Source organism: Coleofasciculus sp. E1-EBD-02, from assembly GCF_040218245.1.
Classification (GTDB): domain Bacteria; phylum Cyanobacteriota; class Cyanobacteriia; order Cyanobacteriales; family Coleofasciculaceae; genus Coleofasciculus.
The window spans coordinates 58,694-84,302 of record NZ_JAVJQN010000109.1 but is presented as its reverse complement, the minus strand read 5'-3'; the positions used below and the strand labels follow the sequence as shown (position 1 = coordinate 84,302).

Annotated in this window: 25 protein-coding genes and 1 pseudogene; 14 read left to right on the top strand and 12 right to left on the bottom strand. The window is 44.3% G+C overall.

Features of this window, described 5'->3' with window-relative positions; translation table 11 throughout:
• Window positions 1–59 precede the first annotated feature (59 nt).
• The gene (locus RIC07_RS17855) at window positions 60–926 is read left to right on the top strand and encodes an NAD(P)-dependent oxidoreductase (protein WP_446395704.1); all 867 of its coding nucleotides are present in this window, start codon (window positions 60–62) and stop codon (window positions 924–926) included.
• A 635-nt stretch (window positions 927–1,561) separates the two neighbouring features.
• Here the strand turns inward: RIC07_RS17855 and RIC07_RS17850 are convergent.
• The gene (locus RIC07_RS17850) at window positions 1,562–2,422 is read right to left on the bottom strand and encodes a hypothetical protein (protein WP_446395703.1); all 861 of its coding nucleotides are present in this window, start codon (window positions 2,420–2,422) and stop codon (window positions 1,562–1,564) included.
• Between the two features lie 279 nt (window positions 2,423–2,701).
• Between RIC07_RS17850 and psb34 the strand changes: the two genes are divergently transcribed.
• Complete coding sequence (psb34, locus tag RIC07_RS17845) at window positions 2,702–2,872, top strand: photosystem II assembly protein Psb34 (RefSeq protein WP_006103939.1); 171 nt, start codon at window positions 2,702–2,704, stop codon at window positions 2,870–2,872.
• Window positions 2,873–3,073: 201 nt separating this feature from the next.
• Here psb34 and RIC07_RS17840 read toward each other — a convergent pair whose 3' ends face one another.
• The gene (locus tag RIC07_RS17840) at window positions 3,074–3,517 is read right to left on the bottom strand and encodes a retroviral-like aspartic protease family protein (protein ID WP_446395702.1); all 444 of its coding nucleotides are present in this window, start codon (window positions 3,515–3,517) and stop codon (window positions 3,074–3,076) included.
• Between the two features lie 166 nt (window positions 3,518–3,683).
• On the opposite strand from RIC07_RS17840, the pseudogene RIC07_RS17835 reads away from it, so the two are divergent.
• Window positions 3,684–3,830, top strand: a pseudogene (locus RIC07_RS17835) (RNA-guided endonuclease TnpB family protein); the annotation flags it as partial.
• A gap of 19 nt (window positions 3,831–3,849) precedes the next feature.
• Here the strand turns inward: RIC07_RS17835 and RIC07_RS17830 are convergent.
• The gene (locus tag RIC07_RS17830; RefSeq protein ID WP_446395701.1) at window positions 3,850–4,092 is read right to left on the bottom strand and encodes a helix-turn-helix domain-containing protein; all 243 of its coding nucleotides are present in this window, start codon (window positions 4,090–4,092) and stop codon (window positions 3,850–3,852) included.
• Window positions 4,093–4,426: 334 nt separating this feature from the next.
• Here RIC07_RS17830 and RIC07_RS17825 point away from each other — a divergent pair, with 334 nt between their 5' ends.
• Window positions 4,427–4,906: a hypothetical protein gene (locus RIC07_RS17825; RefSeq protein WP_446395700.1), complete on the top strand. Its 480-nt coding sequence runs from the start codon at window positions 4,427–4,429 to the stop codon at window positions 4,904–4,906.
• 283 nt (window positions 4,907–5,189) lie between these two features.
• Window positions 5,190–9,398 (top strand): AAA family ATPase, encoded by a 4,209-nt coding sequence (locus RIC07_RS17820; RefSeq protein ID WP_446395699.1) that lies wholly within the window; start codon window positions 5,190–5,192, stop codon window positions 9,396–9,398.
• Between the two features lies 1 nt (window position 9,399).
• Here the strand turns inward: RIC07_RS17820 and RIC07_RS17815 are convergent, their stop codons facing one another.
• The 3 genes from RIC07_RS17815 to RIC07_RS17805 form a co-directional block, all read right to left on the bottom strand.
• Window positions 9,400–9,825, bottom strand: coding sequence for a hypothetical protein (locus RIC07_RS17815; protein WP_446395698.1), 426 nt, complete (start codon window positions 9,823–9,825; stop codon window positions 9,400–9,402).
• Between the two features lie 18 nt (window positions 9,826–9,843).
• Window positions 9,844–10,857 (bottom strand): transposase, encoded by a 1,014-nt coding sequence (locus RIC07_RS17810; protein WP_446395697.1) that lies wholly within the window; start codon window positions 10,855–10,857, stop codon window positions 9,844–9,846.
• A gap of 579 nt (window positions 10,858–11,436) precedes the next feature.
• A complete protein-coding gene (locus RIC07_RS17805; protein ID WP_446395696.1) occupies window positions 11,437–12,150 on the bottom strand; it encodes a DUF3800 domain-containing protein in 714 nt (237 codons plus the stop codon).
• Window positions 12,151–12,566: 416 nt separating this feature from the next.
• Here RIC07_RS17805 and RIC07_RS17800 point away from each other — a divergent pair, with 416 nt between their 5' ends.
• Together RIC07_RS17800 and mnmG are read left to right on the top strand one after the other, a co-directional pair.
• Window positions 12,567–13,391 carry a hypothetical protein gene (locus RIC07_RS17800; RefSeq protein WP_446395695.1) on the top strand — a complete coding sequence of 275 codons (825 nt, stop codon included), beginning with the start codon at window positions 12,567–12,569 and terminating at the stop codon, window positions 13,389–13,391.
• Between the two features lie 120 nt (window positions 13,392–13,511).
• On the top strand, window positions 13,512–15,458 hold the full coding sequence (gene mnmG / locus RIC07_RS17795) for a tRNA uridine-5-carboxymethylaminomethyl(34) synthesis enzyme MnmG (protein WP_446395694.1): 1,947 nt from the start codon (window positions 13,512–13,514) through the stop codon (window positions 15,456–15,458).
• An 87-nt stretch (window positions 15,459–15,545) separates the two neighbouring features.
• Here mnmG and RIC07_RS17790 read toward each other — a convergent pair whose 3' ends face one another.
• Window positions 15,546–15,734: a heavy-metal-associated domain-containing protein gene (locus RIC07_RS17790; protein ID WP_446395734.1), complete on the bottom strand. Its 189-nt coding sequence runs from the start codon at window positions 15,732–15,734 to the stop codon at window positions 15,546–15,548.
• A 426-nt stretch (window positions 15,735–16,160) separates the two neighbouring features.
• Between RIC07_RS17790 and RIC07_RS17785 the strand changes: the two genes are divergently transcribed.
• Both RIC07_RS17785 and RIC07_RS17780 read left to right on the top strand, forming a co-directional pair.
• On the top strand, window positions 16,161–16,484 hold the full coding sequence (locus tag RIC07_RS17785; RefSeq protein ID WP_446384230.1) for a hypothetical protein: 324 nt from the start codon (window positions 16,161–16,163) through the stop codon (window positions 16,482–16,484).
• Between the two features lie 252 nt (window positions 16,485–16,736).
• Window positions 16,737–17,750, top strand: coding sequence for a GDSL-type esterase/lipase family protein (locus tag RIC07_RS17780; protein WP_446395693.1), 1,014 nt, complete (start codon window positions 16,737–16,739; stop codon window positions 17,748–17,750).
• Between the two features lie 53 nt (window positions 17,751–17,803).
• On the opposite strand, the gene RIC07_RS17775 is transcribed toward RIC07_RS17780, so the two are convergent.
• Window positions 17,804–18,004, bottom strand: coding sequence for a hypothetical protein (locus tag RIC07_RS17775; RefSeq protein WP_446395733.1), 201 nt, complete (start codon window positions 18,002–18,004; stop codon window positions 17,804–17,806).
• A 153-nt stretch (window positions 18,005–18,157) separates the two neighbouring features.
• Here RIC07_RS17775 and RIC07_RS17770 point away from each other — a divergent pair, with 153 nt between their 5' ends.
• Both RIC07_RS17770 and RIC07_RS17765 read left to right on the top strand, forming a co-directional pair.
• Complete coding sequence (locus RIC07_RS17770; RefSeq protein ID WP_446395692.1) at window positions 18,158–18,946, top strand: LmeA family phospholipid-binding protein; 789 nt, start codon at window positions 18,158–18,160, stop codon at window positions 18,944–18,946.
• 179 nt (window positions 18,947–19,125) lie between these two features.
• Window positions 19,126–19,734 carry a GerMN domain-containing protein gene (locus RIC07_RS17765; protein WP_446395691.1) on the top strand — a complete coding sequence of 203 codons (609 nt, stop codon included), beginning with the start codon at window positions 19,126–19,128 and terminating at the stop codon, window positions 19,732–19,734.
• Window positions 19,735–19,907: 173 nt separating this feature from the next.
• Here the strand turns inward: RIC07_RS17765 and RIC07_RS17760 are convergent, their stop codons facing one another.
• The 3 genes from RIC07_RS17760 to efp all read right to left on the bottom strand — a co-directional run bounded on the left by RIC07_RS17760 (window position 19,908) and on the right by efp (window position 21,599).
• A complete protein-coding gene (locus tag RIC07_RS17760) occupies window positions 19,908–20,261 on the bottom strand; it encodes an ArsR/SmtB family transcription factor (protein WP_446384242.1) in 354 nt (117 codons plus the stop codon).
• A 94-nt stretch (window positions 20,262–20,355) separates the two neighbouring features.
• The gene (gene accB, locus RIC07_RS17755; protein WP_446395690.1) at window positions 20,356–20,895 is read right to left on the bottom strand and encodes an acetyl-CoA carboxylase biotin carboxyl carrier protein; all 540 of its coding nucleotides are present in this window, start codon (window positions 20,893–20,895) and stop codon (window positions 20,356–20,358) included.
• Window positions 20,896–21,041: 146 nt separating this feature from the next.
• A complete protein-coding gene (gene efp / locus RIC07_RS17750) occupies window positions 21,042–21,599 on the bottom strand; it encodes an elongation factor P (protein WP_446384246.1) in 558 nt (185 codons plus the stop codon).
• Between the two features lie 396 nt (window positions 21,600–21,995).
• Between efp and RIC07_RS17745 the strand changes: the two genes are divergently transcribed.
• From RIC07_RS17745 to thiL, 3 genes are all read left to right on the top strand, one after another.
• A complete protein-coding gene (locus tag RIC07_RS17745) occupies window positions 21,996–23,144 on the top strand; it encodes a peptidylprolyl isomerase (RefSeq protein WP_446395689.1) in 1,149 nt (382 codons plus the stop codon).
• A gap of 150 nt (window positions 23,145–23,294) precedes the next feature.
• Window positions 23,295–23,594, top strand: a complete 300-nt coding sequence (locus RIC07_RS17740) for a hypothetical protein (RefSeq protein ID WP_446395688.1) — start codon at window positions 23,295–23,297, stop codon at window positions 23,592–23,594.
• Between the two features lie 79 nt (window positions 23,595–23,673).
• Window positions 23,674–24,837 (top strand): thiamine-phosphate kinase, encoded by a 1,164-nt coding sequence (gene thiL, locus RIC07_RS17735; RefSeq protein ID WP_446395687.1) that lies wholly within the window; start codon window positions 23,674–23,676, stop codon window positions 24,835–24,837.
• A gap of 331 nt (window positions 24,838–25,168) precedes the next feature.
• Here thiL and RIC07_RS17730 read toward each other — a convergent pair whose 3' ends face one another.
• Window positions 25,169–25,522, bottom strand: a complete 354-nt coding sequence (locus tag RIC07_RS17730) for a hypothetical protein (RefSeq protein ID WP_446395686.1) — start codon at window positions 25,520–25,522, stop codon at window positions 25,169–25,171.
• Between the last annotated feature and the right edge of the window lie 87 nt (window positions 25,523–25,609).

The following is a 25,609-nucleotide window of genomic DNA, read 5'->3' as shown; positions in this document are numbered from 1 at the left end:
AAAAATGGGTGCAAGATTGCAAGGGAGTGTTTTGATGTAGTCAACCCCAAAACAAATACATGGTTAAGGTAGGATTTCTCGGTACAGGATTAATGGGACAACCCATGGCGCAACGGTTGCTAGATGCGAAAATACCCGTCGTGGCGTACAATCGCACATTGTCTAAGCTAGACCCTCTAAAGGATTCAGGTGCCGAAACGACTGATTCGGCGGCGGATGCGATCGCGGCTGCCGATTGCGTTATTTTAATGTTGGCAGATGCTGATGCAATTCGACAGGTAGCCCTATCTGATAGTTGCCAAGAAGCATTAAAAGGACGCACCGTGATTCAAATGGGAACCATTTCCCCCAGACAAAGCCAAGATATTCAAAATCAAATCGTAGCCGTCGGGGGTGAGTATCTAGAAGCACCTGTATTAGGGAGTATTCCTCAAGTCAAAGATGGCAAGCTGCAAGTTATGGTAGGGGCGTCTAAAGATCAGTTTCAAAAATGGCAAGAGTTACTCAAAAATTTTGGAGAACCCCTATTAATGGGTCCCGTGGGAACCGCCGCCGCCACAAAGTTAGCGTTAAATCAATTAATTGCCGCCTTAACCGCCGGGTTTGCCCTCAGTTTGGGATTTGTGCGGCGTCAGGGGGTGGATGTAGACAAGTTTATGGAACTGCTGCGAGACAGTGCGCTGTATGCACCGACATTTGATAAGAAGTTAAATCGGATGCAAGACAGTAATTTTGCTGATCCCAACTTTCCCCTAAAACATTTACTTAAAGATATTAATTTATTCCTTAGTGAAGCCAAAGCCGAAGGGTTAGATGCGAGTAGTTTGGCGGGTGTGTGCCAGGTTGTCGAAAAGGCGAAAGACGCTGGGTTAGCGGATGAAGATTACTCTTCCTTATATTCGGGAATCAACCAGACATTGGGTTGAATAGTTACAGATTTTTTGAGCCAACGCGCTGAAGAGTGAAACCGGGTTTGTCGGGGCGGGTTTAGGGAATTTTGTATCTAGGACATCGGTCAAGAAACCGGGTTCCTTTGGCTCAAAGGTTGATATGGCGTTGTCATCCTAACGAGAAACCCGGTTTCTAGGAATGTATCAGGAAAATGTACCCTTGCTCCCCCAGCTCCCCCAGCTTCCCCCGCTCCCCCTTACCACAGCACTTATTCAGCCGACCCTATTTCTCTTATCTCCCCTACTCAAGCGATTTTGGGATTTCTGGGGAAACGTTTAAGTCTGGGAGTTGATTTTTGCTGTTGTGCGTTTGACCGGATTTTGGCGAAACCCAATGAAGGGTATGATTGCGAATGTGCCGTTGTAATGGATGCGAGTAGCCAGGAAATCTATTCATAATCCACCCCTAAGAAATCTTCATTAATCTTACTCCCTTTATCGGGGTGAAAGGGTTAACCTTTGGCAAGGTATTCGTAAAGTTTGAGTTAATCTTTACTCCCTGACTAGATAAAAAGCCGCTTAAACCCTTGGCGGATAATGGTTGGCATGAATTTTCGGCGCAGGTAACTCTAGAACACCTGTCCGGTAAGATGCTCCAATAAGGAAATCTATTAGAAATAGCGTTCTGTTCCTGGAATATGACCAAAGATTCGTTCGGAATAGTCTCGAAGCACTGTATTATCGATGAGTTTTTGGTATTGTGGTTGATCAGCAAAGACTTTCCATCGGTTAAGAATATCCATTTCAGCCGCTTTCCCCCGAAATGCAATTCCGTCGAAAGAACTCCCACCACCTTGACCTTTTACATCATTAAAACCTGCATCAGAAAACTTGATATTAAGTTGCTTGGCTAATTGCTGGCGATAGTCCACATCGATAAACCATTGGTTATAATTAATCACGATTTTATTATTTTTCAATAACTGTGTTTCTTCCAATAATTCTTGAGCGTATGATATCCACAGTTCAACTAATGTTCTATCAGGACATTTTACCTTCATATATCCCTTTTTAAATCGGCTTGCCAGCATATTGAAGGGATCTCTTAAGATAATCACGTCGTATTTGATTGCACTTTCGCCCAAGTACAGTTCACTTTTTTTGTCAAACTCCTTGTCAGTGATTTGCTCAAGCGCATGATCTTCATAGCTATAGATTAAACAGTCTTTTTTTGTGAAATTACCTTTGGCTTCCTGTTTTAATGTTTCTTTGGGATAATGTTCATACAAGAAACGGTATGGATTCCTTTTTACGGGAATCTTATTCAAATGCCATACTTCACCGTGGTGTTGTTTTCTGATCCAGTTGATAATGGCATGATTTCCACTCCGTTTTAAGCCAACTACTCTAATTTCCTTTTGATTAACTATTTCTGACGGACTCACGTTGTTGGATAAGTGTCTGATTGTATCCTCGACACGGTAACCCATAATTCGTTTCAGGCGGCGAAGCCTGTTCAGTGTGTTGTCCATCTTTGCAGTAGAACGGTGAATCTAACTGTGGCTGATCTATCTTAGCAGACGCAAAGTCCAGTCTTTTGATGAATGGCAATGGAGACGTTCTAGGGGAAAACTGTCTGTGATGGAGTTAAGTCGGTATTATTGCCTAGGCATATAAACCGGGTAACTTTTGATAAGCTCATCTTATAAAAAGCAGAACAAGATCCGATAGCATATCTATTGCTTTTCTGTAAATACCTTCGTTAAAGTTATAAACAACAGAGAGAACAAACACAGAGGAGAAAGATTCAGATGTACACCACAATCAACCAAGATGGACAACTGAACAACTACGCGATCGAAACCCCTGTATATTATGCTGAATATCCCAATAGTGAGCAACAGCGTCGCTATGCTTTTCAAGGGGCGTGCGCTATTCTATTCGTCAATGTATTACTTCTGACAGCACTAGCTGTAAGCTAAGATTTACGCCTCATCCACCTGTCGTTAACCCAAGATGATTGTATCCCAAAACTATTACGGGTAGCGCCAGCGAATAACGTTTTTTAAGTCCTCCTAACCCTTGGGATTTGGGATAACTCAAAGCCTTGCTTCGGCAGGACTAGAAGAGAGCCTCAGTTGCAAAATCCACGACGATAATAGTCGTGGATTTTTACTGTTTATTTAAAGAATCGTTAAATAGGTTTCAGTTGGACTGATAGGCAATAGCTTCAGGCGTTGATTTTTTAGATCTAATTCAATCCCTAAAGCTTCCAGTGGGATAACTCCGAGTAAAGGATTTCTGCCACCTGGAAGTTCTAAACATTCAAACGTACCTTCCCGTCCAAGGAGGGAAATTTTAGCATCCTGAAAGATTCGGGCTTTGCCGATTCCGTTAGCCGTTTCGACATCGACTTCTTTGAGGAGATCTAAACCCAATTGCGTGATTATCTCTGTGGGCAAGCAAAGTGTTGTTGCACCTGTGTCCACTAACACATTATCTAGTGTGACGGAGCGAACTTGGTCAGTAGAAATAGAACCTCGTGCCGCTAAACCTTGGTCTATGCGGTTGGTAAGGGTTAAGATGGTTGTAATTTTGCCCATTGAGTTATTGATCGTGGATAGCATAATGTTGTTTTTCCATTTCTTTTGGCAGAATAGGTAGTAAATAAATTTTATTCCAGCTAGGCTAAGGTAAGTTAAGACTTACTGAATCAGCTTTGTCACCCATGTTAACGTAGTCGCGAAAGTCCTCACCCTCAGCGCTAGCCCTTCGGCTTCGCTCAGGGTCAATGGTTGCATTAAGTTTCCGGGTCGCGTTGGCGTAGTTAAAGCTAAAATACACCGATTAATTGAAGGAACAATCAAGACGGTAACGGTTAGCATGACCCCATCGGGTAAGTATTTTGCATCTGTCTTAACTGAGGTAGAAGGGGACAACCGAAGTAAGCCTGAGTAGTTCACTTCACGTCATCAGGAAGATCATCAGCAGACATTCCGGCTCTTTGCATTAGCTCAATCAGTCGCTTGATTTGAGGAAGCGAAAACCTAATTTGCCTTTCCCCCGTCTCGTGGCGTCGGATTGTTCTGCTAGTTGTTCCTAATTCCTGAGCTAACTCTTCTTGAGTCATACTCAGACGTTGGCGTAACTGTTTGAGAGTTGCCCATTCGGGGTTGCTATTTGAGTTTTTATCGTCTACCATTCTAGTTACAGGACACTTGTTCCGGTTGTAGAGAACAAAAATGATGGGGAAACATTTTGGAAGTCCCTTTACTTCCAGTTTCCCTGCTTCTCTACGGCTAGTTTCTCACACAGCAAGCATACTGGGAGTTTTAACACTCGGCTAATCGCTTAAGTGGCATACAATTCAGTATTTACTCCCTAACATCTGAATAGAGTAAGGAGGTAACGCTTAGGAAATTCTCAGGAAATTACTGGCTCGTAAGGATTTAAACCTTTCACAAATAAAAGGCGAATCGCTATTTTATCAGTTTAGCGATTGCCCTTCTCAACCAATAATTACTTAAATTATAGCAATGAAGCATTCTCAATGGCTTCGCCTCCAAGCAGAAGGCGATAGAGTTGTTGTGTCTCTACGAGCAGATGGGTTCAACTGCTATAAATACCCACGTCGCTTATCTTGGCACATCAGCAAAAGTTCTGTGTGTTACAGGTTAACGTGGTTACCAGCACCAGTCTGTGAGTGGAGTTTACTACCCAATGATGGAACACCAGCGCGAGAGCAACTTTTAGCTCAAATTTATTCTATACTACTGCATCGGGGGGGCGGTCGAACAGCAGAGTCATCCCTAATCCCGAATCAATGCTTTTGGAATCAAACCCATTATCCCTGGATGCTGGTTAGGCTGTTACCAAATGCTCAACATTATACCGTTGCTCGTTTCTACAGCCGCACGGAAGCAGAAAATCACCAGCGATTTCTGGGTAAGTGGATGCCTGGAGCTGAGTTTGAGGTCATATTTGATGCTGATTGCGGTGACTTAGACAGCAAGTAGCGGTATAAAGTGGTACAGGCACAGGGCGCACGTCGGTGCGCCCCTACAGTTCAAAAATGGGATATATCTCACATCTGGCATAATCCAACCTGTATGAAACAACCCAAAGAATTAATACGTTAATTGTAGGGGCGGGTTTAGCCGTTTAAGGTGGGTATCTACCGATAACCTCAAAGGCAAAACCCGCTCTTCGTCATAAATTGACAGACAGGATGGTTTTGTCAAGGGAGCTTTGGTATTATAGAGTTATTGCTGCTTCTTTAAAAAGAAGTATATTTGAACTATGCCTGACTTCACCACAGTTCGTGATAGAGATGCCTGGAACACTATTCGGGGGTATGTCTACCAAGTTGACCTGACGATTCAGCGTTGGTTAAACTTGCAACCTGGGCAAACTCTTGAACTTGAATGTGGTGAAGATATAGATATTATTTCTCATTCGCTGACAGCCACTCCAGAGGAATGGCAGCGACAACTTGAACAAGTCAAACACAGAGATAAATCTATTACCCTAAAAACTGATGAAGCCGTAACCGCTATTGCCTGTTTTCTTGAACATTATCAGGCAAATCCCGAAACTAACCTATTGTTTCGCTTCACAACTAACACTAAGGCGGGTCGAGAACAACAGTCGCCTATACCCAATAAAACGCCTGTGATCGCAGTTTGGGAGCAGATCCGCGAAGGGAGTCTGCAAGGAAAAGAGAAAACAGAGGCATTACAAGGCATTCGTAAAATTCTGGGCAATAAGAAAAAGCCGGATAAGCTTCATTCTGAAACTTGGCATATTTTCCGTAAGTTCATAACCAAAACAACTGACGAGCAACTCCTGGATCTGATTAGCCGATTCGAGTGGAGTACAAAGGAAGCTAAGGCTCAATTATTAAGTCAAAACCTGGAAAAAATTCTCATCGAACAACAGCACGCACGAAATGATAAAGAGGCTAACGAACAATACCAAAGACTTTTTTTATATGTAATTAAGCTGCTCTGTCAACCTGATATAAAGCGGCTTACTGTACAAGAGCTAAGGGAGCAGCTTTCTCTACCCACCCTGAGTGAAAATGATCGTAAACTGCTGAAGAATGTGGAATTGCGGGTTTTGAAACTGGAGGAGCGTGTTCAAGATAATGAGAATCGTTTAGAAGATCATGGGAATCGTTTAGGAATACTAGAACAGCAATATAGAAAAGAGGCTAAACTCTATATTTGGCAAGAAATAGCAGATCTAAATGAAGAACTGTTAAAGCGCTGTACCCAGTTATTCGTGGGGCGCGAGGAAGAACGCCAGAAATTAGACATATTTTTGCAGGAAAACTCCAGCGGTTTATTCCTGGTAACGGCTCCCGCAGGTTTTGGGAAAACAGCACTGCTGGCTAACTGGGTTAAAGAATGGCAGCACAAAGATTGTGATATGGCTTACCATTTTTTCAATGAGAGAACTCGCTCTGTCGAAACTGCTTATCGGAATCTAATCCGACAACTTGATGCTGATAACGAGTTGGCTTATGATCTATCATCTAACAATAAAGATGACTTACGCAAAATACTCTATAACGTCTTAAGAGCAGGGAGACAAACAGAAAAGCCTTTGATTATTGTGATCGATGGCTTAGATGAAGCCGGAGAAACTTTTCTTCCTCCTTTTCCAAATCCTTTGCCGGAAAATGTATTTGTAATCGCTTCAGCAAGAGCCGAAAAAGGACAAGAACAACAATATTTGGAAGGCTGGACAGATAACTGCGAACCCTTACATCTTGAGCGTTTGTCTAAGAGTGCGATCGCGCAATGGTTAAGAGAAGCGGGTAATGGAGAATTGGCAGGATTGGCAGACGATACAAGCTTAGTTGCTCAACTCGATAAAATCACTGACGGTTTTCCACTTTACCTAAGCTGTCTGATTGATGACTTATGTCATCATGCGCCAAAGCATATACAGAATATTCAGGAATTGTTGGAACATACACCCCAGGGTTTTGAGAAGTATGTTCAGCAACAGATAAAACGCTTAGACGAACTCGACTTACCAGACGAACGGTGGCAGTTTTTTGCACTATTGGCAGTGGCGAAAGGCGCACTAACTAAAGAGGATATTAAAGCCGTGACAAAAATGCGCGATCGCCAATTACGGCAGATGCATTTGTGTTGGCAGGTAACGCGCTGGATGAGAATTACAGCAGACAATCTTTATGCTTTTGCCCACCCGTTACTGGCAACAACGTTTGCTGCAAAGTTAGATGACGATGAAGATGCTAAAGATGCTTTAAAAAATTTGATTAACTATTGTAGCCATTGGCAAGAACATCAAAGTGATTACGCTTTGCGGTATTATCCAGAACATTTACGGGATGAAAAACGGTGGGATGATTTATACAAGTTACTAACTAACTTTGAGTATATTGATACTAAGATTTCTGCCTTGGGAGTACAGCACTTAATAGAAGATTACGATTTTGATTTCAATCCTGAGTACACAACCACTGATAAAAAAGTGAATTTTAATGTAGATAATATAAAATTAATTCAAGGTGCGCTTCGGCTATCGGCACATATTTTAGCTGAGGATAAGACGCAACTAATCGAACAACTCTGGGGTCACTTGTCTAGCTGTAAAGCTCCAGAAATTCAGGAAATGCTAGAATATGCTAGGCAGTGCAAGTCTACCCCTTGGCTACGCCCCTTGAGTTCTAGCTTTACAACATCTAGCAATTCTTTGCAGCGTACATTAGAAGGACATACTAACTGGATTAGTGCAGTAGCAGTTACAGCAGATGGAGCCGATAGAAATCTCGTTGTTTCTGCTTCCTATGACCATACATTGAAAGTCTGGGATATAGCTAGTGGTGATGAACTAAGCACATTGACAGGTCATACCGAATCGGTTTGGGCAGTGGCGATTACAGCAGATGGAAAGATGGCTGTTTCTGCCTCTGACGACTGTACTTTGAAAGTTTGGGATTTAACTAGCGGTGAGAACCTGAAAACTCTAAGAGGACACGATGATATAGTGAGGGCAGTTGCGGTTACAGTAACAACAGAGGGACAGTGGATAGTTTCTGGTTCCCGTGATTGCACTCTGAAAGTTTGGGATTTAGCTAATGGTCATGAAATACGCACCTTGGTAGGACATACCGATTTGGTCAGCGCGGTAGCAGTGACAGCAGATGGCAAGCAGGCTATTTCTGCTTCTACTGACGGCACAATTAAGGTCTGGGATCTAGCTAGTGGTGGTGAACTAAACACCTTTAGAGGTCACAGTCGCGAAGTCTGGGCGGTAGCAATTGCACCACATAAGCAATGGATAGTTTCTGCATCTGATGATCATACATTAAAGGTCTGGGATTTAGCGAGTGGTCGTACATTGCATACTTTGGAAGGGCATAAACGTGAAGTCCGCGCAGTGGCAGTGACAGCAGATGAAAAATTGGTTGTTTCTGGTTCTACTGACAGTACAATTAAAGTCTGGGATTTAGCGAGTGGTCGTAAAATACGTCCCTTGACTGGTCATAGTTGGTCAGTTACATCAGTGGCAATTACAGAAGATACGCGATGGCTGGTTTCTGCTTCTGCTGATAAAACATTGAAAGTGTGGGATTTACATATTGATGAAAAACTGTCTACGTTAGCCGCTCATACTGATTGGGTAAGGTCAATAGCTATTACAGCAGATGGGAAGAAAGCTGTTTCTGCTTCTAATGATTGTAATTTGAAGGTATGGGATGTAGTTTGTAGCAGTCAACTGTACATCTTAGGGTGTCATAGGGATGCAGTGCAATCAGTATCAGTTACAGCAAATGGAAAGTTCGCAATTTCTAGCTCTAGAGACTTTACTGTGAAAGTTTGGGATTTAACCACGGGTCAAGAAGTTAGAACTCTGAGAGGTCATTTTGACCGGGTTAATGGAGTGGCTGTTACAGCAGATAGTAAATGGGCAGTTTCAGTTTCTGACGACTGCACCTTAAGAGTCTGGAATTTAGATAACGGCTTAACACTTCTACCACTACTGTTAACTCATACGGACTGGGTTTATGGAGTAGCGGTTACAGCAGATAAACGATGGGCAATTTCTGCTTCTGCTGATAAAACATTGAAAGTCTTAGATTTCTGGAACATAAGGGAGGTATGTACCCTAAAAGGTCACTCAGAAGCAGTTATGGCAGTAGCAGTAACGGTAGATGAGAAAAAAGTAGTTTCTGCTTCTGTCGATCACACATTAAAAGTTTGGGATTTAGTTAATGGCAAAGAACTACAAACATTAAAAGGACATACTGACTCTGTTCTTGCCGTAGCAGTAACAACAGATAACAAGCTAGCTATTTCTGTTTCTCGCGACAAGACTCTAAAAGTTTGGGATTTAACCAGCGGACAAATGGTTTGCTATTTTAAAGGGGATAGAATTTTTTCAGCCTGTGCTGTAGCTGAAGATGGAGTTACTATTGTTGCAGGTGATTGTTTGGGTCACGTACATTTTCTACAATTAGAGAGGGTGTAATTTATTTTCCTTTTGCCCCTTCACCCAAACTCGGCTCTGTGTTCTCCAATCCCGATCCCGCCTCTGTAACCAATTGATTCGCCACAGATTCAAATGCTTCTAAGGATTTTGTTTTCACTGCCTGAACCAGAAAAGTATCTAGCATATCATAATCCTCTATTCTCCTAATTAATTCCCTCAATTCATGTGGAATGCGTTCAAACCGAACTCCAAGAATACGAATAATATTTTCTTGTTGGGTTTTCCTGATTCCGATTCGTTCAACGCTGGTAATGTAAGGCATTTTTCTCTCCTTTTCTAACGTTTGTATCTCTTGCCACAATCGATCCTCCTCTCTCTTCGGTAGGGCAATAAACCAATCGATTAATCGAAATAATAGAACGAGATCCTCTCGCCTATACCCGCGATCGCACAAATTATTGCTCAATCCAACCTAACTCTTTGTTTACGTCTCATTCGCCTCTTCACCCGCACTCGGCTCTGTGTTTTTCAATTCCGCCCCCTCCTCCGTAACATATTGATTCGCCACAGATTCAAATGCCTCTAAGGATTGAGTTGTCACCGCCTGAACCAGAAGAGTACCTAGCACCTCAAGAGCTTCGATTTTTCCAATTAATTCCCTCAATTCCTGCGGAATATCTTCAAACCGAAGTTCAAGAATACGGACAATATCTTCTTGTCGTCCTTGTTGTAAGCCTTTCTCCAATCCCTGCTCCAAGCCCTTCCTGATTCCGATTCGTTCAACGCTGGTAATGTAAGGCATTTTTCTCTCCTCTTCTAACGTTTGTATCTCTTGCCACAATCGATCCTCTTCTCTCTTCGGTAAGGCAATAAACCAATCGATTAATCGAAATAATTGAACGATATCCTCTCGCCCATACCCCCGCTCATATAAACTCTTAATCAGAGACAGCTTACTTTCATATCCAACCCCAACATCTTTCCCGGCAACTTGGGCAGAAAGGTGCGCCTGTACTATCGCCGCCAATGGGTTTCGACTACTCGCAAGCTCATCCATACTGTAATCTAGCAGTTTCACCACTGGAAATTCCAGTATTGCTCGACAACCCCACAATTCACGCTCATACCGACTGGGGCGCCAACCCGGTTGCTCATCGCCGAGTATTCCCAAACTCACCACACTGCGACGATACCTATCGAAAATCCGGCTGTGATACAGATACATCCGCTCACTAAACTCGCTTTGACGCTGTGATTGCACCTCCACATGGACAAGAACCCATTCCTCCTCCCCGCTACGACGCCAAACTTTCACCAACTTATCCGCATCTCTCCTACCCGTTTCTGTCTCTCGCTTGATCTGTTGTAACTCAGTGTCTAAAAATTCAAATCCTCGTTTCCAATCGATGTCCTCTTCTATGTGTGGATAGAAAAAACTCAAAAACTCCCGAAAATATAGTGAAATGCTTTCCTTCCATGGCGAATCATATTCGCTCATCTTAGTCGCTCCTCAATTCTCATCCTTGACCTGATTTAAGTGAATTTATTGTAATACAATTTGACTGATTTTTATGACCAGAATAGCACTAAAAATTTGCATAGAACAATCGCCGAAACCTTTGATATACCGTAGGGTGGGTTGAGCGAAGTCGAAACCCACCAACCTTAATCCACGTCCTCAGGGAAATCATCAGCAGACATTCCGGCTCTTGGCATTAGCTCAATTTGACAGCTTAAGGAGAATGTCGCTGACTTAAGCGGTTTCATAGTAGGCATGAAGCGTGCCAGAAGCGAAGACGGTGCTGACTACAAACTCTAAATTCAGTGCTATTCTTAAATTAGTGCTGCGGCTTTTGAAAAATACTCGACTATACGATAAGATGGGAATTAGATGGCAAGGTGTCCCGAACTGCACGGGGATGTATAGCTCGGTTGAGATACCGTGCGCCTGTCAAAGTCAAATACTTTAAGGTAGAGTTTTATTGATTAAGACTCTGCTAGGGCAAAATCCACGACTATCACAGTCGTGGATTCGCATTTAGAATCACAACTCATTGGAGCGATTATCAAACTGTATTTATTTACAGGGCATTTTAGATAGATCAAGTTTAGGTTTTAATAGATTGAATGCTACTTGCAATTCTGAACGACCACTGGCTGCAGACTCTTTGGATGTACGGTCAATCAAGTAAGTTACATAATCAGCTAGCTGTAACCCTGTATAAAATTCTGAAAACCCAAATACAGGAAGTTCCACAAAACTAGAAGGTTCTTTTCGAGCATTGACCCAATCTCTATATGCCCTGATCAATCGCCCATCTTGAACAGCCGTGTGCTGAGTTGAACGCGAATCCATAAAAAGTATTCCTGTTTCGTTATATTGCTTTAGAAAAGCATCTATTTTTTCTAGCAATTCCCTGAAAGCAAACTGATATAACTCTGTGTCATCTTTGATAGATTCACCACTGTCGCGGAGTCCTTTCTTGTCAACCTGAATAGCCAAAATATGGCAAGGTAACTGATTTAGGATTTCTGAGATTTGCAAGAACACCTGCATACGGTATTCGCGTTTAACTTTCTTGAACTTACCTAACCCTTGCCAAATATCACGACCCTTTAGCTCCCAGTTTTCTAACTGACCGCCGCTGAGTATACCTTTCTTGAAAGATAAAATGATGCTATCCATTTGAAACCAGTTCTGGGCAGGAATAGCGAAGCTCACCAAAAAGAAAAAATTCGTTTGTGTATCTTTCCAGCCAGTACCACCCTCATCAATGTAAAACAAAATCATTTGGCGTTATAGTAGTTATGGGAACATCAACGCTAAATCTTAGCGGTTATTGACCCTTTTGTTTAGATAGAGCTAAAGATAAGACTCGTGGTAAGCTTCGCATATATGCTCTTGACTCAGACAGTGTTATCCCCCTGATCAGGAGCCGGGGTATTAAAGGCGGTGGAAATGAGTATGATTGAAAATATGTATCTATTGGATGATGTAAAATGTCTGACACGGAGTTGTTCAAACCTTGTCCCTATCTAGAGTATAGACGTGTTAACCTCATCTGCACTATTACTGAAACCAGTAGTAAATATTCTACTAATTTAACCAAAGCTGGAATTTGTAATAAATGTCAAATACCTGACACAAAAAACCAAGTTAATTGTATAAATTTAATAACCAGCAAAGAGCATGATAAAAGACAATGTTTGGGTGAGAGTAAGTTAGAATCAATCCGTGAAAAAGATTGGCAAGTGCATTGTGCAATTGTTGCCTTTGATAATCGGGAAGATTATAAATCTAAATGCTCATCTAACTGTTTTGGCTACCAAGCTGTTCATAGAGACTTATCAACAGAAGAAACGATTTCAGTCCCAGACTTCGATGCGACTCAAGCTAATGATCGTAAACTCAGACAGGCAGTGCTGGCAATTCTGTACAAGTATCATGCTCGACATCCCGAACGATATAACCATTTTGATGTAACGCCTGAGTTTATAGCCAAGAGTCTGGTAATCAGCGTTACCGATGTTATCCGAGTGGTTTCCCCCATGGAAGACGAGGGAGAGGTTGAAACGTTTCGTTGCGTAGGCGATTTCTGCTTCAGGTATGTCAAAATTACGAGTAAGGGAATTCAGATGATTGACGAAGAACCCCTCTTTGAACGTTTAGACACAGCAGGAGTAAGAATTATGGGTGATTATTTTAGTGTAAGCCCAAAAGATTCCCAGGTAGGCGCAATGAATGTAGGGAGTCACAATCATAATCAAAATAAAATTCAGCAAGAGATGGGTGTAAGTGCCGCCGATTTAAAAGAACTTTTTGCGGAGTTACGTGAAAGCATTGATACCCTGCCAACTGAGCAACAAGAAGAAGCAACTGAACTGGTTAACGCCTTGGAAGAAGAAGCCCAATCTCCAAATCCACGGAAGGCAAGAATTAATGCTTATGCTAAACAACTCGGTTTGTTTCTCAGAGATGCAGGGGCAAATGCTTTAGGTTCCATTGTGGGAGTGCTGTTAGCTGCTGGATAAGGTTCGCTTACCTGAAGTGTAAGCAGAATGTCAAGACGCGCCATGGCGCGTCTCTACCACCTTATCTGAATTGGGATTCGGTAGAATGAAGCATGAGTCCTTGTCACTCAAATGCTAACCATGACCACACATTCCCCTGTAGATTTCCAAGACGCTTTTGATGTCATCGTTGTCGGTGCTGGACATTCTGGCTGCGAAGCTGCACTAGCCGCCGCCCGCTTGGGATGTCGCACTATGCTACTTACCCTGAACCTGGATAAAATTGCTTGGCAACCTTGTAACCCCGCCGTGGGTGCCCCAGCTAAATCCCAACTCGCCCACGAGGTAGACGCCTTGGGGGGAGAAATTGGTAAGATGGCAGACCGAACTTATCTCCAGAAGCGGGTACTGAATCAGTCGCGCGGACCTGCGGTTTGGGCGTTACGGGCGCAAACCGATAAGCGGGAATATGCGGCGGTGATGAAACGGATTGTCGAGAACCAGGAGAATTTGGTTATCCGGGAAGGGATGGCGACGGATTTAGTTCTGGGTGCGAACGATGAGGTTATCGGTGTTCAGACTTATTTTGGTGTCGCATTTGCCGCCCCTGCAGTAGTATTAACCACAGGAACGTTCCTGGGTGGATGTATCTGGGTGGGGAATAAATCGATGCCCGCTGGACGCGCTGGGGAATTTGCAGCGGTGGGATTGACGGAAACCCTGAACCGACTGGGATTTGAAACCGGACGCCTGAAGACGGGAACCCCGGCGCGGGTGGATAAGCGATCGGTGGATTACAGTAAAATGGAACCCCAGCCTGGGGATGAGGTGGTGTCTTGGTTCAGCTTTGACCCAGAGGTGTGGGTGGAACGGGAACAGATGAATTGTTATATTACCCGTACCACGGCACAAACGCATCAGTTGATTCGGGACAATCTGCATCTGTCCCCAGTTTATGGGGGTTGGGTGGATGCAAAGGGACCCCGTTATTGTCCCAGTATTGAAGATAAAATTGTCCGGTTTGCAGATAAGCAAAGCCATCAGATCTTTATTGAACCGGAAGGGCGAGACATTCCCGAACTCTATATCCAGGGATTCTCGACAGGATTACCAGAGAAGCTACAGTTGCAAATGTTGCGATCGCTCCCTGGATTAGAACACTGTACCATGCTACGCCCAGCTTATGCGGTGGAGTATGATTATCTACCCGCAACCCAGTGTTTTCCCACGTTGATGACCAAAAAAATTGAGGGGTTATTCTGCGCTGGACAAATTAATGGAACGACGGGGTACGAAGAAGCCGCCGCCCAGGGTATTGTGGCGGGGATTAATGCAGTACGCTATGTGCGACATCAAGAGATGTTGGTGTTCCCCCGTGAGGAAAGCTATATCGGTACATTAATTGATGATTTGTGTACGAAAGATTTGCGAGAACCTTACCGGATGCTAACCAGTCGTTCCGAGTATCGCTTACTCCTGCGTTCTGATAATGCCGATCGCCGTCTGACTCCCTTGGGACGAGACATTGGCTTAATTGATGACCGCCGTTGGCAACTTTATACTGAAAAACAAGCGAATATTGCGGCGGAGAAGGAACGACTCCAGACAGTACGGATCAAGGAACATGAGGAATTAGGCGTTGCGATCGCGTCGGATACTCAGCAACGGATTAAGGGTTCGATTACCCTGGCTGAATTGCTACGTCGTCCCAAATTCCACTATACCAATCTGGATCACTACGGATTAGGAAACTCCAGTCTCAATCAAGCTGAACGAGACGGTGCGGAAATTGATATCAAATATGCGGGATATCTGCAACGCCAGCAAAATCAGATTGATCAAGTGTCCCGTCAAAGCCAGCGACGATTGCCAATAGATCTGGATTATGATGCCATTGAAACCTTATCCAAGGAATCTCGCGAGAAACTCTCCCAGGTTCAACCCCTGACAATTGGTCAAGCCTCTCGTATTGGTGGGGTGAATCCAGCCGATATTAACGCCTTACTGGTGTATTTAGAAGTGCGATCGCGCCAATCAGCACATCCTTCAAAGTCCCAAATTCCAACAGCATCAGGAATCTCTGGGTAATTCAACTAGATTCCCAAATGTAGAGACGTTGCATGCAACGTCTCTACAATTTATAAAAAACAGAGTTCTATAATGCCAGAATTTGTATTATTCCACCTGATGCCCCACAGAGGTAATGACTTGTTTAATTGACTCGTGAGACGCCTCAGTTTCCACACTAACCGTCTTATTTGCCACATCAACATCGACTTTCGCTTCAGGTTCGTGGGTACGAATCCCTTCGCTGATGGTTTTGGCGCAAGCATCACAAGCAATACTCGGAACGTTGAATTTCATTGCTGCCATCGTGTAGATTTCACTCCAGGTTTTTATTCAATCTATCATTATAAGTAGGTTGGGACAATTAAAGTTAACGGTTGAGATTAGGGAACAGGGAACAGGGAACAGGGAACAGTAAGGGTTTGAGGAACATTCACAGAACTTAACATAGCTCGCTTTATTTCCACCGACCTACTTAGCGAAGTGCTGCTTTTTGTTTTTCATTCTAAAGTATGAATTTTTTAAAAAGCTTAGGGGTCAAATTTTGTTTATTTTCACGCCATCTTTTCTGAGGATTTATATCTTTTCTAAAAAAATAATACCTGACAAAATTTACGATAATTGACGTAGTATTTTTTACGCTTATTCTCGTATATATTTCTAAACAAAAGACCTTTAAACTGTGTCAATATATTAAGTGAAACCGTTCGTCCCACATCAATCATGCCAAAACTTTCTGCCTTATTCACCCGTCCTCAAGTGAACTCATCTGGAGAGGATTTGGGAAAGAAAATTAACTCCCTGAGAAAATCATCTAAATTGCAGAAAATTTTTTCCCAGAATGATATTGACGAAGCGTTAACCGAGCATAAATTTCTGGAAAAATGGATCGAGGACAATCAAACAGAAGTCAACAATGCTTTACAAACTATACAATTGTCGATGAATAATCTATTCGTTGCTATAGGCTTTATCAATTCCATCGAGGCAACCCTGAGAAAAGCTGTCATTATTGCTTTTTTGCGAGATCAAGATATGCAAAAGTGATATCATAGCAAGTTGCATTCTAAAGATATAACTTTCCCTCCCCCTGCTTCCAGACGTGCCATGGCACGTCTCTACATTGCTTCCCCTGCTTTTCCTATGTCCTAACCTTAGAGCCTAGCGCTATAGACAAAATTAAACTTAATTGAGATGGGGAAACAGGGAACAGTAAGAACCCTCCTGCCTTCTGGCATATATTCCTGATACTCTGGCAAATTCCTGTCAAAGGAAAAAGAGAGAGTAATGGAATGTACCATGAGCGATCCGTATTTACTAGCAGCCAGTCTGCTTACCGTAGGTCCCGTATCTGCACCTCCGCCACCGCCACTGGTTCCCAACCTGTTCGAGAATTTGTCGGCTTTATTGGCTTCTGCTAAAGCTGATCAATCGCACTCCGTCGTCACTCAACCGATTATCCCTGGGGTGGAAATCCCTGGTGTTGAGTTTAGCTCATCACCACCGGTTAGTAGTCGGCACTTTAGTGCCACCACGAATCAAGCGCTGACTACTAACTCTATTTCCCCTAAACCTCAATCCCCGGTTGTCTCACCTAAATCGGGAACCCAACTCTATTACCAACGATTAGCCGCATTAAATAGAGGTCAAACCTATACCCGCCTCCCGGCTGATAGTTTCCAGTCGGTTTGGAGTAAAGCGACACTAGCTAAACCCACTCATACTCAATGGAAACAGCTACTTGCAGAAGAAGCGAAAGCGATGGCGAGGGGACAGGGGAATAATCGTCTGTCTATATTAGTGGGCGATTCCTTGAGTCTTTGGTTTCCTACAGCCAACCTACCTAGCAGTCAATTTTGGCTGAATCAGGGGATTTCTGGGGAAAACTCTAGCCAAATTCTGGAGCGACTCTCGGCTTTTTCCCAAACCCGACCCGATACAATCTATGTCATGGCTGGCACCAACGACTTGCGTCAGGGCGTTCGCGATCGCGTTATTCTCGATAATACTCGTCAAATCATCCAACGCTTACGCCAAAACCACCCGCAAGCCCAAATTATTGTTCAGTCTATTTTACCCACACGATTAAGCGCTATTCCCAGCGATCGCATCCGCAACCTGAATCAACACATCGCCGCGATCGCCCAGCAAGAAGGTGCAGGCTATCTTAACCTGCACCGTTTGTTTGTGAATAATCAGGGTCAAATGCAACGGGAGTTAACCACTGATGGGATTCATCTCGCCAGACGTGGCTATGCTGTGTGGCAAGAGGCTTTAAACTATGCCGATGCTTTAATTTTGGCGAGTCGTTAATTATTGGTCATTTGTCATTGGTCATTTGTCATTTGTCATTGGTCATTTGTCAACTAAACCGCCTGTCGAGACGCTAGCTTTTCCACGGTGGCTTGGGTTTGCTGTAACAACTGCTCTCGGCTATCTACTGCCTTGGTGAGAGTCGGGACTAAATTCCGGGCTTGTAACGCCATGTGTAGCTGAAGCTGAGCCACGTACTCACTAATATCTTCATGAACAAAGTCGTTGGGGGTTTGAGCAGAACGCAAATCCAAAATGTCCTCCTTTCCTAAGGCTGTGCTTTTCGTCAACACCTCATTGAAGGTATCATGCCTATGGCAATCGGCTCTCACTCTGTAATAAAACTGCAATAAAGTTTAAAGATTTAGGGGTTAAATGTTAAGTAATATAAACAACTCAACGGAAATATGGAATTTTTGAGCATCCTCCTATCGGCGTTACTCACGCTGGTTTCCCCTCCGGGCTTAATCATCGATCGCGTGGTGGAAAACGTCCTGAGTTCTCAATTGGAGAGAGTTGAGCAGCTTGATGTGCGGATTGACAATACCCCGAACTACCGAGCATTGCAAGGAAAACTCGAACAAGTCCGGATTGCGGGTCGAGGGTTATGGTTGACGCCAGACATTCGGATTGATGTTCTAGAAGTCGAAACTGATCCGATTAATCTGGATATCAACCGTCTGAGACAGGAGGGTCAAACGTCGCCCTTAGCCTCGTTACGTCAACCGTTACAAGCAGGGGTGCGTCTGGTTTTAACTGAATCGGATCTCAACCAGATGCTTCAGTCTCCTAGAGTTGCTGCAAAATTACAACAACTCGGTAGTCGTCTCTCCAGAGATACCGCACAGCGTTACCAGTTTCTCAATCCTCGATTAGAGTTGCTGGGAAATAATCGCCTGCGTTTCCAAGTGGATGCGGTGGAAGGGAATCGTCAATCCCTAGCCATTGTGGTGGAATCCGGATTGGGGATTGAAGCCGGACATCGCTTGCAACTGATTGAACCCAGAATAACCGTTGACGGTCAAGCGTTACCGTCTCGCCTGGTTGAAGGCTTCGCCAAGGGAATAAGCGATCGCGCCAATCTCCGTAGCTTGGAAGATGCTGGGATTACGGTCAGACTCTTACAATTAGAGATAGATAATCAGGATCTACAGATAGCCGCATTTGTTCGAGCTGATGTACCGCCAGGAGACTAGGGTGTCGGTTCAGTCAGAGCAATTGGTGGTCTATGTAGGGGTGGGTTTTACCGCTAACTTATGGCAAAAACTGATCACGTAACGAAACCTGTCCTACTAGGTCAAAAGTCAAAGACTAGAAAAATTATCACATTTTTTTCTAATCCTATAAACATTGAACGATTGGAAAGGTAATAACTATGCAAAATCCACAAGATACACGTCGTATTCCCACAAGTTTGATCGCTGGTGTTTCCGTGGCGATGTTAGCCGCCGCTGGTGGAGGCGCTTGGTGGGCTTGGAATACGATTACCGCCTCACCCCCCCAATCGGAAGTGCCTACCCTCTCCCAATCGCCCCAAGACACGCCGCCAGCGACTGAACAAGAGGTTCAAGTGTATTGGGTTGATGCTGTCAATAATCAAATTGAACTGGTTCCCAGTTCCATCACTGTCGAAAATGGTGATAATCCCTCGGAAGTGTTAGAGATGGCATTCCAGCAATTATTGTCTGGACCTGAGCAGCAAGCGGTAGCCTCGGCAATTCCCGAAGGAACTGAGTTACGGAATCTTTCGATCAAATCTGACGGAGTACATCTAGATCTATCTGAAGACTTTACTACAGGGGGTGGCAGTACTTCGATGCAAAGCCGCCTCGGACAAATTATCTATACAGCCACCAGCTTAGATCCGGATGCTCAAGTCTGGATTGATGTGGAAGGAAAACCCCTCGAAGTCTTAGGAGGTGAAGGGTTGATCGTCGATCAACCGATGACTCGCCAAAACTTTGAAACAAACTTTCAACTTTAAGGTCAAACAACCATGATTAAAGTTGAGCATGAGGACAAGGAAACAGGGAACGGGGAACGGGGAACAGTAAGGTTTTGACGCTTGTTAATAGTTCTGAGTACAGTGAACAGAATTTATGTCCAGGTACTTAGATCGCCTGTTCAGTTCAGTTTTTGGACAAAAAAATTCCCCTTCTACCCTTTGTTCGTCAAAGTAAAGTTCCGAAAATGGCGGGCTTGTTGTTCGATGCGGGTAGCGAGGCGATCGCATACTAAATTACATAGGTCAAAAATCAGCTCATCTTCTACCTTATAGTAGGCAGATGTGCCTTCAGTGCGGCGACTGAGTATTCCCGCCTGTAGCATCACTTTCAGGTGCTTAGAGACATTTGCCTGACTCGTCTCTGTAGCTTCTACCAATTCTTGGACACATTTTTCACCTTCTCGGAGTAAATTGAGCAGGCGCAGGCGCATGGGTTCGCTTAAGATACTAAAATACTCAGAAACTTGTTGGACGACCTCTTGAGGGACTGTTTTTACGCTTGGCATCGGTCTAACCCGAAATTAGGTGATCATCAAATTTTAGCCTATTTTTGGTCAATTGATAACAATAGAGTAATCATCAATCCTTTACATCGCTCATTTACGCTGTATTGATCCGCATCAACGGTTGACCATATTCAATCGGTTCGCCATTTTCGACCAAAATTTCCATCACTTGTCCGGATATTTCGGCTTCAAGTTCATTCATCAACTTCATTGCTTCAATGATACAGATAGTTTGACCGACGCGAATCTGATCGCCAACTTCCACATAAGGGGCGTCATCTGGCGATGGTGCCCGATAAAATGTACCGACCATCGGCGATTTCACCTCTTCCCATTTTGACTCCCCTCCTGGAGACGGTGTAGCTGAAGCTGTTCCCGTTTGAGCCGATGGTGCTGGTTCAGGTGTGGGTGTGGAAGTGGGAGGCGGCGGGGGAGCCATTCCAACCACCGCTGTTCCCAAGCTGGACGCCACAGGGGTATCTGTTCGACTCACTGTTGAGTCGCTAGGAGGACTGGCGGATAATCCTTTACGTACCGTCAGTTCAAAGTCATCACTTTTCAATATCACTTCCGCAATATCGGTTTGAGCGATCGCGGTTAGCAGTTCACGGATTTGGTTGAAGTCTAATGGCACAACTAAATTAGAGAGATAGGAATTCCGAAAAAATTCAAGGTTAGAGTTCTACATGATACCTCAGGCAGGATTGATCACGATTTGAGCTGGGCAAAAGCCGTGTTTGGATATTCACCTTAGCTGTTGATTGATTGGTTCAGATCCATTTACTCGCGACCGAGATAGGAATCGTTACGAGTATCGATTTTAATTCGCTCACCGACGGAAATAAACAGCGGTACCATGACTTGCGCTCCGGTAGACACCGTAGCGGGTTTAGTGCCACCTGTGGCGGTATCACCTTTGACACCCGGATCAGTCTCCACAATTTCCAGCACTACGGAGTTGGGTAACTCCACTTCCAGGACTTGGTCATTCCACGTCACCACATTGACTTCCATCCCTTCGGTGAGATACTTGACGCGATCGCCAATTTGGTCTTCATTGAGACGATTTTCCTCAAAGGTTTCCATATCCATGAAGACCAATTGGTCAGCATCTTTATAGGTATGTTGCATAGTGCGTTTTTCTAGGATGGCTTGGGGTACTGTTTCCCCAGCCCGAAAGGTTCTGTCCATGACATTACCCGTCTGAACATTTTTCAGCTTGGTGCGGACAAATGCCGAGCCTTTTCCAGGCTTGACGTGGAGAAACTCCACCACCCGCCACACCGATCCTTCCAATTCAATCGTGACACCTGTGCGAAAGTCGTTACTTGAAATCATTAGTCCTCAAGGGTTGGGGAATAGTGTACGCAAGATATTGTAGCTGGCATTGATGTCAGCATTAAACGTAACGCCCACATCAGACTTGTCAAACCGCTTCTAAAAACCTAGACAAACCTACCCACAAGTAATTCTGTCTTGGTATAAGTCCACGGTGTAACTTTTGGTCGATAACCCCTAATTCGCGACGGCTGACGGCTTCCGCATAACTTTGGGCATAACAATCGGCACTTTATTGTACCCTTGTTGAGGAACATCCCATAGATCGGGGGGCAAGGGAGGTATTCACGGAGGACGTTTTGGCACGGACACCCTGTATGGCAAGATGAAGAATATCTGTTTCAATGCTGTAAGTTAGCCTCAACCTAATGGTATTCAGCCTTAGGCGATATGTTTATGCGACCTTTAAAAATTCTCAAGCTCGATTGGTGCCAACGTCTGCTCAAAACCAGTTTTGTGGCGCTGCTACTGGTGACACTCTCCGTAAGTTTAAGCGGTGCCTGGTGGAATTTTGGTAATGATCAACAACCACCTGCCCGAGAAAGTCGCTTGGCGCAGGGGAATGCGATTACTGATGGCAAAGCCCTACTGCGGTATGCTCTGCCCATTGAGAATCAAGCGGTGCGGAACGTGCAAGCAAGTCTCGAAGATATTGCCACTCAGTTACGGGGAAAGCGCTGGAGTCCGATTAACCGGGATATCACCAAAGCGGATGTAATTTTGAGCAATCGCCCGGAAAAAGTGCTGGCTGACATCCCAGAGGAGCAAAAACCGCAAGCTGAAGCGATCATTACCACCATGAGAGATGATATCGTTTCACTCCGAGAAGCAGTTGAAGCCAAGGATAAAGAAGCCGTCTGGATTGAGCGAGGCAAAATCCTTGACAAGGTGGGCGAACTAGAACGAATGATGGTCAAGGGATTTCCTTTTGAAGTCCCCTCAGAGTATAGTAATTTACCTCAACTCAAAGGTCGCGCCACGATAGAGATAGCCACGAATAAAGGGGATATGACCTTAGTCGTTGATGGCTATAGCGCCCCGGTTACGGCGGGTAACTTTGTTGATTTGGTGCAACGGGGTTTTTATGATGATCTGGCAATTACCCGTACTGAAGACTTCTACGTGCAAACTGGTGATCCACCTGGACCTGAAGAAGGATTTATCGATCCCAAAACAGGTGAATATCGGGCGATTCCCTTTGAAGTGTTAGTCAGGGGAGATGAGGAACCCATCTATGGTATGACCTTAGAACAGGCGGGGATTTATTTAGATGAACCCGTGCTTCCTTTCTCCGCTTACGGTGCTGTCGCCATGGCGCGTCCAGGAGATGATCCCAATGGGGGTTCGTCTCAGTTCTTTTTCTTCAAGTTTGATAGTGAGTTAACCCCTCCTGGTTTTAATGTTATGGATGGGCGTTATGCGGTCTTTGGTTATGTTGTTGAGGGGAAAGACGTATTGGACAAGCTAGAACTCGGCGATATCATTGAGTCAGCTACAGTTGTTCAGGGCGCTGATAATTTGGTTGAACCCGACGTTGCCGCTTAAGTACAATGGCACGCTCAATAAGCCGTTTGGAATTGCCAAAACCCTTGATATCCCTTAGGGTGGGCAATGCCCACCAGCCTCATCTGAGCGTGCCATTCAGGTTAAGGTAAGGATGTTTGTTTCCTGTTCCCTATTCTCTGTTCCCTGAATATGCCAATTATTGACTTGCTATTGGTCATCACTTTAGGTGTTTTAGGCATCTTGTTCTTGCAAAGAGCCACCCGAAGTCAACAAAAGCAGTTAGAGGAAACGTTTTATCAGTTATTAGAAACGGAGAATAGCTGTATTTCTCTGATTCAGTTGGCTGCAGCCGCTAGGGTTGAACCCGAAATCGCACAGCAGTATTTGGAACACCAAGTTCAGGTGTTTAACGCTATCCCAGAAGTTGATGCGGATGGAGATACCTATTATCGCTTTCCGAAATTACATCGACGCATTCAACAACCCTAACCTAGCTATCGCTCCTCTGTTAGGGATTGCTGGACAAACAGCAAATAAAGAATGAATGATAAAAGCGATTAATTGACAAATGACTAATGATGTAATTAGAGATATTGGAGAACAGGGTGTTTTAAAACGATTACAGCGCTTTTGTCCCTCAGATATTGTGGGTGATGATGCGGCGATTATGCCAAATCCAGAACCGGGGCAATTATTAGTGGTGACAACCGATGTCTTGGTGGATGGAATTCATTTTAGCGATCGCACGACGTCGGCTGAAGATGTGGGTTGGCGTGCGGTGGCGGCAAATTTATCGGATTTAGCTGCAATGGGTTCATCGCCTCTGGGGATTACGGTTGGCTTGAGTCTTCCGGGTGATGTGGCGGTGAGTTGGGTTGAACGACTCTACCAAGGTATGTCTGAGTGTTTACAGCCGTATAATACGCCCATTGTCGGGGGTGATGTTTGTCAGTCTCCGGTGATTACGGTATCGATTACTGCATTTGGTCAAGTCTTACCCCAGCGCGTCATGCGTCGTTCTAATGCTAAAGTTGGCGATGCGATCGTGGTGACAGGAGTTCATGGTGCATCACGAGTTGGGTTGGAATTGTTGCTGAATCCAGAATTTGGCAAAGACTTGAATGAAAAAGAGCGATCGCGTCTCATCCAAGCTCACCAACGCCCTAAACCAAGACTAGATATCTTACCTCAACTCTGGGAAAGTTTAGCCTCCCAATCTCCAATCCTTAATAACAACCCGGTTCCTGATCAACCTAATAATCAGGGCGGGTTTTGTACAAACGCTACTATTGATAGCCAAAAAAAAGTCCCATTACCCGCCCCTACAAACCCGGTTCCTGATCAGCCTAGCGTTGGCTCAATACTCAACACGTCTCCAATCCCCCTAACCGCAATGGATAGCAGCGATGGACTTGCCGATGCGATCGCCCAAATCTGTCGAGCGAGTGGGATGGGGGCTGTGGTGGAATGGGATGCGATTCCTATCCCCTCCGTATTACCTCAGCTTGCTTCTCCAGAACAAGTTTGGGATTGGGTTTTGTATGGGGGTGAAGACTTTGAACTGGTGTTATGTTTGTCTGAACCATTGGCTCAGGTATTTGTCGAAAAATTTGCAGCCGGATCAGCAATTATTGGTTCCATTACATCCGGTACGGAGGTTTGTCTCCGGGATAGTACAGGAAGGTATGCGGATGAATTATTAACCCTAAGTCGAGGATTTCAGCATTTTTGAAAAAAATCTAGACAATTCGATTAGTTTTTGATAAGTAGGTTGGTGGAAATAAACTCAACCATGTTAAGTTATGTTAACAAGCCTCAAACCCTTACAAATGACGAATGACGAATGACGAATGACGAATAGAGACGTTGCATGCAACGTCTCTACAATGGTGCTCTTTCCCATTGCCCATTGCCCATTCCCGAAAATTATCAGATTTTTGGACACGACTCAAATAGGATTGCTATAAATGGACAGTCCACGAGTCCGCGCAGGCGGACTACCCTTCGGGAAGGCTTCGCATACATTTGTGTAGCAGCGATTTCAATCGCCTCCTCAAAAGGCTCTAATCGTAATCAGCATCTTCCATGTCTTTGACCGCTTTGTTAACATCTTCTGCCATAGCAGGTCCTGACTTAGAATCTTGAGATTGCTCCATCTTTTCTTTATTCGCTGAGCCTTGAACCGTATTCGTACTGTTATTCGCCTCCGCTTGCACCTGTTGCATCGAACGCGGTTCTTGTTTCACGACTTGCTCAGCTTTCTCAACAATTTCGTCTAGGGTGGTGCCACCTTTATCAGAGCCACCTACAGCCGCCGCTGGCAAAGCATTGGACAACAACAAAACTGTACACAGCGAAGCGGCAATGAGAAAACGCACTGGACGTGCAGAAAAGAGTTTTTCTCGAATAAATTGCATAAAATTGGTTTCCTTTTCGTTCGACAGTCTATTTTACCACTCAGATTCACCGGAAGACACTCTGCTCATATAGAATTATTTTAATTT

Excerpts from the sequence above, each read along its gene's own strand:
- RIC07_RS17785 (WP_446384230.1), top strand. The coding sequence starts at position 16,161 with ATGCCAAAACTTTCTGCCTTATTCACCCGTCCTCAAGTGAACTCATCT.
- RIC07_RS17770 (WP_446395692.1), top strand. The coding sequence starts at position 18,158 with ATGGAATTTTTGAGCATCCTCCTATCGGCGTTACTCACGCTGGTTTCC.
- RIC07_RS17745 (WP_446395689.1), top strand. The coding sequence starts at position 21,996 with ATGCGACCTTTAAAAATTCTCAAGCTCGATTGGTGCCAACGTCTGCTC.
- thiL (WP_446395687.1), top strand. The coding sequence starts at position 23,674 with ATGACTAATGATGTAATTAGAGATATTGGAGAACAGGGTGTTTTAAAA.
- efp (WP_446384246.1), bottom strand. The coding sequence starts at position 21,599 with ATGATTTCAAGTAACGACTTTCGCACAGGTGTCACGATTGAATTGGAA.
- RIC07_RS17805 (WP_446395696.1), bottom strand. The coding sequence starts at position 12,150 with ATGATTTTGTTTTACATTGATGAGGGTGGTACTGGCTGGAAAGATACA.
- RIC07_RS17850 (WP_446395703.1), bottom strand. The coding sequence starts at position 2,422 with ATGGACAACACACTGAACAGGCTTCGCCGCCTGAAACGAATTATGGGT.
- RIC07_RS17840 (WP_446395702.1), bottom strand. The coding sequence starts at position 3,517 with ATGCTATCCACGATCAATAACTCAATGGGCAAAATTACAACCATCTTA.
- mnmG (WP_446395694.1), top strand. The coding sequence starts at position 13,512 with ATGACCACACATTCCCCTGTAGATTTCCAAGACGCTTTTGATGTCATC.
- RIC07_RS17855 (WP_446395704.1), top strand. The coding sequence starts at position 60 with ATGGTTAAGGTAGGATTTCTCGGTACAGGATTAATGGGACAACCCATG.
- RIC07_RS17825 (WP_446395700.1), top strand. The coding sequence starts at position 4,427 with ATGAAGCATTCTCAATGGCTTCGCCTCCAAGCAGAAGGCGATAGAGTT.
- RIC07_RS17790 (WP_446395734.1), bottom strand. The coding sequence starts at position 15,734 with ATGAAATTCAACGTTCCGAGTATTGCTTGTGATGCTTGCGCCAAAACC.
- RIC07_RS17820 (WP_446395699.1), top strand. The coding sequence starts at position 5,190 with ATGCCTGACTTCACCACAGTTCGTGATAGAGATGCCTGGAACACTATT.
- RIC07_RS17810 (WP_446395697.1), bottom strand. The coding sequence starts at position 10,857 with ATGAGCGAATATGATTCGCCATGGAAGGAAAGCATTTCACTATATTTT.
- RIC07_RS17740 (WP_446395688.1), top strand. The coding sequence starts at position 23,295 with ATGCCAATTATTGACTTGCTATTGGTCATCACTTTAGGTGTTTTAGGC.
- RIC07_RS17830 (WP_446395701.1), bottom strand. The coding sequence starts at position 4,092 with ATGGTAGACGATAAAAACTCAAATAGCAACCCCGAATGGGCAACTCTC.
- RIC07_RS17780 (WP_446395693.1), top strand. The coding sequence starts at position 16,737 with ATGAGCGATCCGTATTTACTAGCAGCCAGTCTGCTTACCGTAGGTCCC.
- RIC07_RS17765 (WP_446395691.1), top strand. The coding sequence starts at position 19,126 with ATGCAAAATCCACAAGATACACGTCGTATTCCCACAAGTTTGATCGCT.
- psb34 (WP_006103939.1), top strand. The coding sequence starts at position 2,702 with ATGTACACCACAATCAACCAAGATGGACAACTGAACAACTACGCGATC.
- RIC07_RS17760 (WP_446384242.1), bottom strand. The coding sequence starts at position 20,261 with ATGCCAAGCGTAAAAACAGTCCCTCAAGAGGTCGTCCAACAAGTTTCT.
- RIC07_RS17730 (WP_446395686.1), bottom strand. The coding sequence starts at position 25,522 with ATGCAATTTATTCGAGAAAAACTCTTTTCTGCACGTCCAGTGCGTTTT.